Genomic DNA, 11,678 nt, shown 5'->3' on the forward strand with positions numbered 1-11,678 from the left:
AGCCGTCAGGGTCGTCTTGCCGTGGTCCACGTGACCGATGGTGCCCACGTTGACGTGGGGCTTGGTCCGCTCGAATTTTTCCTTTGCCATGATTTCTCCGAAAGAGCAAAACCTGTGTGATGTTTAAGGTCTGCATCCCATTGCTTGGTCGCCCCGCACAGGTGACAGGACGGCATGGGATCGCAGACCGGCAAAAATCGCAGCCCCTTTTCAGGGGCTGCGACTCAAAAGCCTTCGATTATACAAAAAGCCTTACTTGGCGCGAGCAGCCACGATGGCTTCGGCCACGTTGCGGGGAGCTTCGGCGTAGTGCTTGAACTCCATCGTGTACGTAGCGCGGCCTTGCGTCTGCGAACGCAGCGAAGTGGCGTAGCCGAACATTTCCGACAGCGGCACTTCAGCCTTGATGGACTTGCCACCGCCGGCCATGTCGTCCATGCCCTGGACCATGCCGCGACGCGAGGACAGGTCGCCCATCACGGTGCCGGCGTAGTCTTCAGGCGTCTCGACTTCCACGGCCATCATGGGCTCGAGGATGACGGGGCTGGCCTTCTTGGCGCCTTCCTTGAAGCCGAAGATGGCAGCCATCTTGAAGGCCATTTCGTTCGAGTCCACATCGTGGTACGAACCGAAGGTCAGGCGCACCTTGACGTCCACCACGGGGTAGCCGGCCAGCACGCCGGAAGTCAGCGCCTCGATCACGCCCTTCTCGACCGCAGGGATGTATTCGCGAGGAACCACACCGCCCTTGATTTCGTCGACGAACTCGAAGCCCTTGCCGGCTTCCTGGGGTTCCAGGGTCAGCACGACGTGGCCGTACTGGCCCTTGCCGCCGGACTGGCGAACGAACTTGCCGTCCACATCGGTAACCTTCTGGCGAATGGTTTCGCGGTAGGCCACCTGGGGCTTGCCCACGTTGGCTTCCACGTTGAATTCGCGCTTCATGCGGTCAACGATGATTTCCAGGTGCAGCTCGCCCATGCCGGCGATGATGGTCTGGCCCGATTCTTCATCGGTGCGCACGCGGAAGGACGGATCTTCAGCAGCCAGGCGCGACAGGGCGATGCCCATCTTTTCCTGGTCGGCCTTGGACTTGGGCTCCACGGCCTGTGCAATCACGGGCTCGGGGAAGACCATGCGTTCCAGCACGATGGGAGCTTCGACGGCGCACAGCGTTTCGCCGGTGGTCACGTCCTTCAGGCCCACGCAGGCAGCGATGTCGCCGGCGCGGATTTCTTCGACTTCCACGCGCTCGTTGGCCATCATCTGCACGATACGGCCGATACGCTCCTTCTTGCCCTTGACCGAGTTGAACACGGTGTCGCCCTTGGTCAGGACGCCCGAGTACACGCGCACGAAGGTCAGCTGGCCGACGAACGGGTCGGTCATCAGCTTGAAGGCCAGGGCCGAGAACTTTTCGCCGTCGTCTGCCTTGCGGCTGAGCTTGGTTTCTTCGTTTTCGGGATCGGTACCGGTGACGTCAGGGATGTCCACAGGCGCCGGCAGGTAGTCGATCACGGCGTCCAGCATGCGCTGCACACCCTTGTTCTTGAAGGCGGTACCGCACAGCATGGGCTGGATTTCGGTAGCCAGCGTACGAGCGCGCAGGCCGGCCTTCACGTCTTCTTCGGACAGAGTACCTTCTTCCAGGTACTTGTTCATCAGGTCTTCGCTGGCTTCGGCAGCGGCTTCCACGAGATTTTCACGCCACTTGTTGGCGGTCTCCACCAGCTCGGCGGGGATTTCGTGGTATTCGAACTTCATGCCTTGCGAGGCTTCGTCCCAGATGATGGCCTTCATCTTGACGAGGTCGACCACGCCCTTGAAGTTTTCTTCGGCACCGATCGGGATCACGACGGGCACGGGGTTGGCCTTCAGGCGCAGCTTCATCTGCTCGACGACCTTGAAGAAGTTGGCGCCGGTACGGTCCATCTTGTTCACGAAGGCCAGACGAGGCACCTTGTACTTGTTGGCCTGACGCCACACGGTTTCCGACTGGGGCTGCACGCCGCCCACGGCGCAGTACACCATGCAGGCGCCGTCCAGCACGCGCATGGAACGCTCCACCTCGATGGTGAAGTCCACGTGGCCGGGGGTGTCGATGATGTTGAAACGGTGCTCGGGGTAGGACAGGTCCATGCCCTTCCAGAAGCAGGTCACTGCAGCGGAAGTGATGGTGATGCCGCGCTCTTGCTCTTGCTCCATCCAGTCGGTCGTAGCAGCGCCGTCGTGCACTTCGCCCAGCTTGTGGGTCACACCGGTGTAGAACAGGATACGTTCGGTGGTGGTGGTTTTGCCGGCGTCGATGTGGGCGGAGATACCGATATTGCGGTAGCGCTCGATGGGGGTCTTGCGAGCCATGATGGATCCTTGATTGATCGTATGGAGGGAGTCTCTGCCCGTTCCAGCCTCATGGTGCAGACGGACAGCAGTCTTATCTGGGGATGCTCCTAATCGAGACAAGGCCGCAGGCAAAAATGCATGCGGCCCGTCTGATCAGGAGCGAAGCGCTCTTAGAAGCGGAAGTGGCTGAACGCCTTGTTGGCTTCGGCCATGCGGTGCACTTCGTCACGGCGCTTCATGGCGCCGCCACGGCCTTCGGTGGCCTCGAGCAGCTCGTTGGCCAGGCGCTGGGCCATGGACTTCTCGCCGCGCTTGCGTGCAGCTTCCTTCAGCCAACGCATGGACAGGGCCAGGCGACGCACGGGACGCACTTCGACGGGCACCTGGTAGTTGGCACCGCCGACGCGGCGGGACTTCACTTCGACCATGGGCTTCACGTTGTTGATGGCAACGATGAAGGCTTCCAGCGGGTCTTTGTCAGGGTGCTTCTTTTGAATCAGGTCCAGGGCACCGTAGATGATGCGTTCTGCGACCGCCTTCTTGCCGCCTTCCATGATCACGTTCATGAACTTGGACAGCTCGACATTGCCGAACTTGGGATCCGGCAGGATTTCACGTTTGGGGACTTCGCGACGACGTGGCATTTTTTACCTCTATCTTGCTTCAGTTGGCGTCTTTTCAGACACCGCGAGAGCCAACAGGACTCCCACTTACTCGACCCGCGCAAAACACTTGCGTTTGGGGTCACTACGCTGGATCTCGCGCCACGCGGGATACAGCACCTTCTTCGAAAAAACGCAGGGCTTACTTGGCCTTGGGCTTCTTCGCGCCGTACTTGGAACGGGCTTGCTTGCGGTCCTTGACGCCTTGCAGGTCAAGGGAGCCACGCACGATGTGGTAACGCACACCGGGCAAGTCCTTCACACGGCCGCCGCGCACCAGCACAACGCTGTGCTCTTGCAGGTTGTGGCCTTCACCACCGATGTAGGAGATGACCTCGAAGCCGTTGGTCAGGCGCACCTTGGCAACCTTACGCAGAGCGGAGTTAGGCTTCTTGGGCGTCGTGGTGTACACACGGGTGCACACGCCGCGGCGCTGAGGGCAGTTTTCCATAGCAGGGCTCTTGGATTTGACAACTTCGACCGTGCGGCCCTGACGCACGAGTTGGTTAATGGTTGGCATTAATAAACGTCCCTAAACGTGAATTGCTTGCGAAAAGCGAAAACGTGAATCCCTTCGGAAATTCCGAAAAGCCCTCGACTGTACCAGCTTGCAGGAGATCGCACAACTGCACCCCCTTCAAGCCGGTACGCGAGGGCCTGCGCGACAGGCGCGGGGCTTACTTGATCCAGAGGCGGATCGCATCCCAGGCACGGCCGAAGAAGCCAGCCTGCTCCACGCCTTCCAGCGCCACCAGCGGCACTTCGGCCACGGTGTCGGCCCCCAGCTTGACCTTGAGCGTGCCCATGGCCTGGCCCTTGGTGAACGGAGCGATCAGCGGGTCCTGGCGCACGACTTCGGTGCTCAGCTTGCCGCCACTGCCGGCCGGCACGGTGACCACGATGGGCGTGGTGCGGCCGATCTTGACGGTGCCCGCCTTGCCCTTCCAGACCTCGGGCGTGGCCACGGCCTGCTCGGCATCGAACAGCTTGACCGAGTCGAAGGCCGCATAGCCCCAGTTCAGCAGCTTCTGGCTTTCATTGGCGCGCGCGTTCTCGCTGGCGGCGCCCAGCACGATGGAGATCAGGCGGCGGCTGCCCACGTTGGGCAGATCGCGCTTGGCCGTGGCCACCAGGCAGTAGCCGGCCGCAGCGGTGTGGCCGGTCTTGAGGCCGTCCACGGTCGGGTCGCGGAACAGCAGCGAGTTGCGGTTGGTGCCGTTGGAGGCCGGCGTGCCCGGGTAGAAGTACTTCTTGGTCGAGTAGTAGTGCATGTACTCGGGGAAGTCCTGCATCAGGCGCTGCGCGAGGATGGACAGGTCACGCGCCGTGGTCAGGTGGCCGGGCTCGGTCAGGCCTTCGGGGTTCTTGTAGCTGGTGTTCTTCATGCCCAGCGCCTTGGCCTGCTCGTTCATGAGCCGCACGAAGTTCTCGGCCGAGCCGCCCACGCCTTCGGCCAGGGCCATGGTGGCGTCGTTGCCGGATTGCACGATCATGCCCTTGATCAGGTCATCCACCGGCACCTGCATCTTGGGGTCGATGAACATGCGCGAGCCCGGCATCTTCCAGGCGCGCTCGCTGACGGGCAGGCGCTGCTCCAGCGTGATCTTCTTGGCGCGCAGTGCGTCGAAGACCAGGTAGCCGGTCATGAGCTTGGTCAGCGAGGCCTGCTCGATGGGCGCATCGATGTCCTTGGCACCCAGCACCTGGTTGGCGGTGACATCGACCAGCAGATAGTTGCGCGCCGCGATCTCGGGCGGCTGGGGCGGGGTGATCTGCGCCAGCGCCAGGGCCGGCGCCATGGCCGCTGCCAGTGCCAGGACTCGCAGCGTGGAGGAAATGGGCTTCATGAGGAAAACTCTCGCTAAAGGGCAGGTAAAGCAGGAAAGGCGGAAGATGCCCGCCGGCTGGGGCGGGCCTATTGAGCAGCGGCGCGGGCCGCTAGGGAAGTGAGCGCAAATGGCGGACCACGAGACTCTTGAGCAGCGGCAATTGTCCGTGAAAGAAATGACCGCCCCCGGGCACGACGGTAACAGGCAGTATCTGCGGGCGCGCCCAGTCCATGACGGCCGACAGCGGCACCGTGTCATCGGCCTCGCCGTGCACCACCAATGTCCGGTCATGGGCTTCGGGCGGCACGGGGGCCACCGAGAAACGGCTGGCCGCCGTGCCCACCAGCACAGCCTTTTCCACCCGGCCTTCATTCCACAGGCCCGCCAGCACATGGCTGGTGACGAAGGCGCCGAAGGAAAAGCCCGCCAGCGCGATCGGCCCTTCGGGAGCGACCTGGCGGACCACGGACAGCATGTCCTCGGCCTCGCCGATGCCTGCGTCGTGCTCGCCGGCACTGGCACCCACGCCACGGAAGTTGAAGCGTACGGCCGTGTAGCCGCACTGCACGAAGGCCCGCGCCAGGGTCTGCACCACCTTGTTGTCCATGGTGCCGCCAAACAGCGGATGGGGGTGGGCGATGATGGCCACGCCGCGCGCAGTCGCATCGGCGGCCGGCGCGTCGCGCAGGGCCTCCACGGCCCCGGCAAGGCCGGTCAGGGTCAAACGTTCGGTCTGCGCATTCACAATCGCTATCCTAGTAGTAGCAGCCAGTCCAAGCTGACAAAGCACTGATGCCCGGAAAGGCCCAAAGTTCCAGCCGGTGCTCAGCGGCCCACGTCGGGCGGCAGCAGCAGGCGCTCCACGGGCTGGCCGTTCTTGAGATGGGACTCGACGATCTCGTCGATATCGGTCTCGTCCACGAAGGTGTACCAGGTACCTTCGGGGTAGACCACGGCCACGGGCCCGCCCGCGCAGCGGTCCAGGCAGCCGGCCTTGTTCACGCGCACCTGGCCCTTGCCGGCCAGGCCCAGCTGCTTGACCTGCTTCTTGCAGTGGTCGAAGCCTGCCTTGGCGCCGTGCAGCGCACAGCAGTCCTCGCCGCCAGGCCTCTCGTTGAGGCAAAAGAAGATGTGGCGCGCATAGTAGTTGCCTGCGCCTTGCTGGCCGCCTTCGGCCCCGGGACGTGGGTTTTCGCTCATGCAGCGGATTCTAGGCCTGCGTCTGCTGCCCCGAAGGCGCCGGGGGCGCTGAAGGTGCAGGCGGCAGCGGCCCTGCATCGCGGCGCGCCACCCTGAGCAGCACGTAGACCAGGGTGGCATAGGGCCACAGCCAGCCCAGCCACTGCCCCAGCCCGTAGAAGCGGATGAAACGCCCCTGCTCCCAGGCCTGCAGCGTCTCGGAGAAATAGGCACTGGTGGGCGCCTGGTTCAGGATGCTCAGTTGCAGCACCAGCACCAGCATCAGCAGGGCTGCACAGGCGCGGCGCGGCAGCGGCAGGGCCACCATGGCCAGGCCCACGCCCCCCCATACGCCCATGCGCACCGGCAGGTCCACCCACTCCCAGGCATGGGCAGGTCCCCAGCTCAGCGCGGCCGACATCGCCGAGACCGCGATGCCGATCACGATGGCCGAGCCCGCCAGCACGGCGCGCCGGCCCATGTGGCGCATCACGCAATAGGCCAGCAGGCAGGGCACCCACAGGCCCAGCATCACGCACAGCATCTCGGTCACGGGCGATAGCGGCGTCAGGGCCGACTCGCGCAGAGGAAGCCACATGAGAAAGGGCGTGCCTTCGAGCAGGTCCAGCAGGCCCTGCTCCAGCCGCTCCAGCACCTGGCCCAAACCGAAGGGCACGGCGGCGGGAAAGAGCAGCGCCCAGGGCCACAGCGCCAGCAGCACCATGGCGCCGCCGCCATCCTCGCCCAGCCAATGGGTGCGAAAGGCGCTCCAGCGCGCCAGGGCGCCCAGGCGCTCCAGCAGCAGCGCCATCAGCGCGCCCAACAAGGTGCCGCCCGCATTGAGCACCAGATCCAGGTTGGAGGGAACGCGCCGCGGCAGGTAGATCTGCAGGAACTCCATGGACAGCGACAGCAGGGTGCCTGCCAGCGCCGCCAGCGGCACGGCCGCGCGCGGGCTGCCGCTGCGCACCAGGGCCAGCGCCAGGAAAAAGCCCAGCGGCGCGTAGCCGACGATATTGGTATTGACGTCGAACCAGGTCCAGTACGGCGGCGGGATCTTTGCCGTCAGGAAGACCAGCGGATCAATGCCCTGGGCACGCCAGCCATCGAAGGGAAACAGGCTGGCGAAAACGATGAGCACCGCATAGACCAGTGCCAGCGGCCAGGCCGAAGTCTTTTGCACCACGCCCTGCCTCCCTCTTCGTTGGAACGGTTTCTCAGAAAGGTTTGACGACCACCAGGATGACGATGGCCGCCAGCAGCAGCACCGGCACCTCGTTGAAGAAGCGGAACCAGCGGTGGCTGTGCTGGTCCCGGTTGTCGATCAGCTTGCGCAGCAGGCGCCCGCAGGCATGGTGGTAGCCGATGACCAGCAGCACGCCGGCCAGTTTGGCATGCATCCAGCCGTTGCCCGGCCCCTTGCCGATGCCGTAGCCCAGGTACAGCCACAGGCCCAGGCCCAATGCGGGCACGGCCAGCAGCGTGGTGAAGCGCAGCAGCTTGCGTGCCATGAGCAGCAGGCGCTCGCGCTCGGCCACCGAGCCGGGCGTGACCATGGCCACATTGACGAAGATGCGAGGCAGATAGAACAGGCCCGCGAACCAGCTTGCCACGAAAACGATATGAAAGGCTTTGACCCACAGCATGCGGGCAGTGTACGTGCGTACAGGGGTGCGCCAGGCTGCGCAGGCGCAAAAGCCGAGTCCCGCGTGCCGGCGTCGTCGCCGGGGTTGCGGGGCCTGCGGCGGGAATGGGGCACAATTTTCGGCATGCATCTGTCCAGCCCCACCCCCTTCCCGCACAACCGCCCCCGCCGCCTGCGCCGCGATGCCTTCACGCGCAATATGGTGCGCGAGAACGTGCTCACGGCCCATGACTTCATCTACCCCGTGTTCGTGCACGAAGGCACGAACCAGCGCGAGGCCGTGCCCTCCATGCCCGGCGTGGACCGCCTGAGCCTGGACCTGCTGCTGCCCGTGGCAGAGCAGTGCGTGCAGCTGGAGATCCCGTTCCTGGCGCTGTTCCCCGCCATCGAGACCTCGCTGAAGACGCCCGACGGCAAGGAGGCGCTCAACCCCGACGGCCTGATCCCGCGCGTGGTGCGGGCGCTCAAGAAGGAGTTCCCGCAACTGGGCGTGATGACCGATGTGGCCCTGGACCCCTACACCAGCCACGGCCAGGACGGCATCCTCGACGATTCCGGCTACATCATCAACGACGAGACCGTGCAGGTCCTGGTGGGCCAGGCCCTCACCCATGCCGAGGCCGGCGTGGACATGGTGGCGCCCAGCGACATGATGGACGGCCGTATCGGCGCCATCCGCGAGGCGCTGGAGGCCCACGGCCACATCCACACCCGCATCATGGCCTACAGCGCCAAGTACGCCAGCGCCTTCTACGGCCCGTTCCGCGATGCCGTGGGCACGCGCGGCGCGCTGGGCAAGGCCGACAAGAACGTCTACCAGATGGACCCCGCCAACACCGACGAGGCCCTGCGCGAAGTCGCCCAGGACCTGGCCGAGGGTGCGGACATGGTCATGGTCAAGCCCGGCATGCCGTACCTGGACGTGGTGCGCCGCGTCAAGGACGAATTCGGCGTGCCCACCTTCGCCTACCAGGTCAGCGGCGAGTACGCCATGCTCAAGGCCGCCGCCGCCAACGGCTGGCTGGACCATGACCAGGTGATGATGGAATCGCTGCTGGCCTTCAAGCGTGCGGGTGCCGACGGCATCCTGACCTACTTCGCCATCGACGCCGCGCGCAAGCTGCGCGGCTGAACGCATGCCGCCGGTGACGCCGCCCACGGGCACGGGAGCCGCTCCCCCAGCCGGGAACGCCAGGAGCATGCGCATCTTCCACCTGCAGCCGGGCGGCGCCACCGAACTGGCCGACCTGCCCGGGCAGGCGCCCGCGCAGGGCTTCCTGTGGATCTCCTGCACCCGCGCCACCTTGCAGGAGCGGCTGGCCGACGTGCAGCGCACGCTGCAGCTGCTGTCGGGCCAGCAGCTGGTGGACCTGCATGTCTCGGACCTGCTCAACGCCCAGCTGCCATCGCGCTACGACTACACCTCGCAGTACGACCTGCTGGTCTTTCGCCGCCTGGCCAGCGGGCAGGCACGTACCGCCCCGCAGGCCGGCACGGCCTCTTCGCCTGCGGCGCAGGCGGCGCCCCCCTCGCCTCCCGTGCGCCGCACAGGCCCGCCCGTGCTGCGCAACATCGACACCAGCCCCGTGGGCTTTGCCATGTTCGACCAGGTGCTGCTGTCCGTGCACCCCGACGACTGCACCGTGCGCGACGCCTATGCCGCGCGGCTGCTGGCCGCCATGCCCAGCGATCTGCGCGAGGGACGGCTGAACCCCACATCCGGCACGCGGCTGCCGGCCAGCCCGGCCGACCTCATGCTGCGCGTGGTCAACCTCATCGTGGACGGCTTCCTGGACCTGCGCCGCGAACTGTCTCGCCAGCTGGACCACTGGCAGACCGAGCTGCTGCGCCCGCGCACGCGCTTTGCCAACTGGGGGGCGCTGCTGGACGCACGGCTGGCCCTGCATGAGCTGGACGAAGTCTGCGAAGACCAGCGCGCCGCCGTGCAGGACTGGACGGACGCGCTGGAGACCTGGGCGCCTCCCGAGGGCGCGGCGGCGCTGCGCGAGCTGGACCTGCTCAAGGTGCGCAGCCGCGACGTGCTGGAACACATAGAGCGCGTGGTCCACCATGTGCGGCGGCTGGAGCAAAGCACCGAGACCGTGGTGCAGATGCATTTTTCGGTGCAGAGCAACCGCACCAACGACATCATGCGCACGCTCACCGCGCTGACGGCCGTCTTCCTGCCGCTGAACCTGATTGCCGGCATCTTCGGCATGAACTTCGAGTTCATCCCCCTGGTGCACAAGCAGGACGGCTTCTGGTGGGCCATGGGCTCGATGATGGCGATTGCCGTGGGCCTGACCATGTTCTTCTGGCGCAAGCGCTACATGGCGCGCACGGCGCAGGGCTAGGGCCCCGCCCGCTCCAGCGGCATCCACAGCGTGAAGCGATTGCCGCCGGCCAGCGGCGCCCAGTCCAGCCGCGCCTGCAGCGCCAGCGCACGCGTGCGCATGTTCGCCAGTCCCTTGCGGCCCTCGGTGGGTGCCTGGGCGCGGTCGAAGGGGTGGCCGTCGTCCTCCACCAGCACCTGCACGCCGGCCCGGCCGTCCAGGGGGGCCTGGGCCGTGCGCACCGTAATCTCGCGCGCGCCGCTGTGCTTGATGATGTTGGTCAGCACCTCCTGCAGGATGCGCAGCACATGCAGGGCGGCCTGCGCATCCAGCCAGGGCAGCGCGGGCAGGTCGCTCACCTCCCAGTGCAGCCGCAGCCCCGCCCCCTCCAGGCGCGGCCCCAGCCGGTAGCGCAGCCCGGCCAGCAGCGCCAGCAGGTCGCAGTCCAGCGGCTCCAGCGAGTCGATGGACAGCTTCAGGTCATCGATGCACTCCTGCAGCAGCTGCACCAGGTCCACCGTGCCGGCCTGGTTGAACTCCACCACGCGCAGCGCGCTCATCAGCGAAGAGCCCACGCCGTCGTGCATCTCGCGCATCAGGCGCTGGCGCTCCTGCATCAGCGTCTGCTCGCGCTCCACGGCCAGCAGGCGCTCATGGGCCTGGGCCAGCTCCGCCTCCTGGGCCTTGAGCCGTTCCGCCAGATGCAGGTTGGCGTTCTCGGCCACGGCAAGCGCACCGTTGTAGCGCCGGTAGGCCACCAGCAGGAACAGCGTGAACAGCCCCAGGTACACATAGGGCGTGAGGTAGATGCTCTCTATGCTGATCAGGTAGCTTTGCAGCGCCAGGTCATGGAAGCCGATGGGAAACGACAGCAGCATCCACACGGCCAGCATGGTGCTGCCGCCATCGCGCATGCGCCAGGCGCCCGCCACGGCCATGCACAGCACCAGGATCTCCGGCGGCACCATCAGCAGCCGCAGCAGCGGCAGGATGGTCTCGTGCGCCGGCCCCCACAGCGGCACCGCCACCAGCAGCACCGTGCCCACATAGCCCTGCAGCACCCGGCCCAGCCATGGCCGGCGCCTGCGCTGCATCAGGCACAGAAAATGGAAGGCCGCCACCGTGGCGCCCATGAGGCCGGCCAGCGTCAGCCAGGAGAACCAGCCGTCCGACAGGGCCAGCCCCTCGCCGTCCACCATGAACTGCAGCGAGCCCAGCAACTGGCACAGCGACATCAGGAAGAACAGCAGGAACACCACATCCCCGCGCCGCCGCTGCAGCGTCCACAGCGCCAGCGCGAACAGGCCCAGCACCAGGTAGGAGCCCGCCGTATAGACCACCAGATCGGCCTGGAGCAGGCTGCGCAGCCGCCAGGACAGGCGCAGCGACTCGGCCGGCCCCGCCCACAGGCTGGACAGCGCCCCGCCCACGCCCTGCTGGCTGGCCATGCGCACATGCATTTGCAGCGGCCTGCCCGGCTGCGCCAGCCCGCCCAGGTCCAGCCACACCGGCCGGTTGAAACTGTTCCACACCCGGCTGCCGCGCGTCTGCCAGGCCAGCGCCCCGTCCACATAGACCGCCACCGTGCCCACCGTCTGCCAGCGCGGGATATACAGGCGCGCGCCCTGCGGCGTGGGCGCCAGCGCCTCGGGCGGCACCACGGCGCGGAACCAGCGCACCTCGGGCG

General features: G+C 66.1%; 12 protein-coding genes. 2 read left to right on the plus strand and 10 right to left on the minus strand.

All coding sequences use genetic code 11. From position 1 onward, the window contains the following. The 9 genes from L995_RS03970 to L995_RS04010 all read right to left on the minus strand — a co-directional run. A partial coding sequence (locus tag L995_RS03970) for a GTP-binding protein (protein WP_038059333.1) occupies positions 1-90 on the minus strand: 90 nt, incomplete at its 3' end. 162 nt (positions 91-252) lie between these two features. Next, complete coding sequence (fusA, locus tag L995_RS03975) at positions 253-2,361, minus strand: elongation factor G (RefSeq protein ID WP_016448515.1); 2,109 nt, start codon at positions 2,359-2,361, stop codon at positions 253-255. 152 nt (positions 2,362-2,513) lie between these two features. After that, positions 2,514-2,987 (minus strand): 30S ribosomal protein S7, encoded by a 474-nt coding sequence (gene rpsG, locus L995_RS03980; protein ID WP_016448516.1) that lies wholly within the window; start codon positions 2,985-2,987, stop codon positions 2,514-2,516. A gap of 160 nt (positions 2,988-3,147) precedes the next feature. Further along, positions 3,148-3,525 (minus strand): 30S ribosomal protein S12, encoded by a 378-nt coding sequence (gene rpsL / locus L995_RS03985; RefSeq protein WP_003059441.1) that lies wholly within the window; start codon positions 3,523-3,525, stop codon positions 3,148-3,150. A gap of 157 nt (positions 3,526-3,682) precedes the next feature. Then, complete coding sequence (locus L995_RS03990; RefSeq protein WP_016453570.1) at positions 3,683-4,852, minus strand: D-alanyl-D-alanine carboxypeptidase family protein; 1,170 nt, start codon at positions 4,850-4,852, stop codon at positions 3,683-3,685. Positions 4,853-4,943: 91 nt separating this feature from the next. Continuing rightward, positions 4,944-5,579: an alpha/beta hydrolase gene (locus L995_RS03995; RefSeq protein ID WP_017405508.1), complete on the minus strand. Its 636-nt coding sequence runs from the start codon at positions 5,577-5,579 to the stop codon at positions 4,944-4,946. Between the two features lie 80 nt (positions 5,580-5,659). Then, the gene (locus L995_RS04000; RefSeq protein ID WP_016448519.1) at positions 5,660-6,034 is read right to left on the minus strand and encodes a (2Fe-2S) ferredoxin domain-containing protein; all 375 of its coding nucleotides are present in this window, start codon (positions 6,032-6,034) and stop codon (positions 5,660-5,662) included. Positions 6,035-6,044: 10 nt separating this feature from the next. Then, positions 6,045-7,199: a VanZ family protein gene (locus L995_RS04005; protein WP_047469359.1), complete on the minus strand. Its 1,155-nt coding sequence runs from the start codon at positions 7,197-7,199 to the stop codon at positions 6,045-6,047. 31 nt (positions 7,200-7,230) lie between these two features. After that, the gene (locus L995_RS04010) at positions 7,231-7,659 is read right to left on the minus strand and encodes a CopD family protein (RefSeq protein ID WP_016453572.1); all 429 of its coding nucleotides are present in this window, start codon (positions 7,657-7,659) and stop codon (positions 7,231-7,233) included. A gap of 123 nt (positions 7,660-7,782) precedes the next feature. Here L995_RS04010 and hemB point away from each other — a divergent pair, with 123 nt between their 5' ends. Together hemB and L995_RS04020 are read left to right on the plus strand one after the other, a co-directional pair. Further along, a complete protein-coding gene (gene hemB / locus L995_RS04015) occupies positions 7,783-8,790 on the plus strand; it encodes a porphobilinogen synthase (RefSeq protein ID WP_047469362.1) in 1,008 nt (335 codons plus the stop codon). A gap of 4 nt (positions 8,791-8,794) precedes the next feature. Next, the gene (locus tag L995_RS04020) at positions 8,795-10,012 is read left to right on the plus strand and encodes a magnesium transporter CorA family protein (protein ID WP_047469365.1); all 1,218 of its coding nucleotides are present in this window, start codon (positions 8,795-8,797) and stop codon (positions 10,010-10,012) included. Here L995_RS04020 and L995_RS04025 read toward each other — a convergent pair. Then, a partial coding sequence (locus L995_RS04025; protein WP_047469367.1) for a sensor histidine kinase occupies positions 10,009-11,678 on the minus strand: 1,670 nt, incomplete at its 5' end. The genes L995_RS04020 and L995_RS04025 overlap by 4 nt on opposite strands.

Source organism: Delftia sp. ZNC0008 (genome assembly GCF_000799035.1).
GTDB classification, from domain to species: Bacteria; Pseudomonadota; Gammaproteobacteria; order Burkholderiales; family Burkholderiaceae_C; genus Comamonas; species Comamonas tsuruhatensis.

Bases quoted from the DNA above. Each gene is read 5' to 3' on its own strand.
- fusA (WP_016448515.1), bottom strand. From the start codon at position 2,361: ATGGCTCGCAAGACCCCCATCGAGCGCTACCGCAATATCGGTATCTCC.
- rpsG (WP_016448516.1), bottom strand. From the start codon at position 2,987: ATGCCACGTCGTCGCGAAGTCCCCAAACGTGAAATCCTGCCGGATCCC.
- rpsL (WP_003059441.1), bottom strand. From the start codon at position 3,525: ATGCCAACCATTAACCAACTCGTGCGTCAGGGCCGCACGGTCGAAGTT.
- L995_RS03990 (WP_016453570.1), bottom strand. From the start codon at position 4,852: ATGAAGCCCATTTCCTCCACGCTGCGAGTCCTGGCACTGGCAGCGGCC.
- L995_RS04000 (WP_016448519.1), bottom strand. From the start codon at position 6,034: ATGAGCGAAAACCCACGTCCCGGGGCCGAAGGCGGCCAGCAAGGCGCA.
- L995_RS04010 (WP_016453572.1), bottom strand. From the start codon at position 7,659: ATGCTGTGGGTCAAAGCCTTTCATATCGTTTTCGTGGCAAGCTGGTTC.
- hemB (WP_047469362.1), top strand. From the start codon at position 7,783: ATGCATCTGTCCAGCCCCACCCCCTTCCCGCACAACCGCCCCCGCCGC.
- L995_RS04020 (WP_047469365.1), top strand. From the start codon at position 8,795: ATGCCGCCGGTGACGCCGCCCACGGGCACGGGAGCCGCTCCCCCAGCC.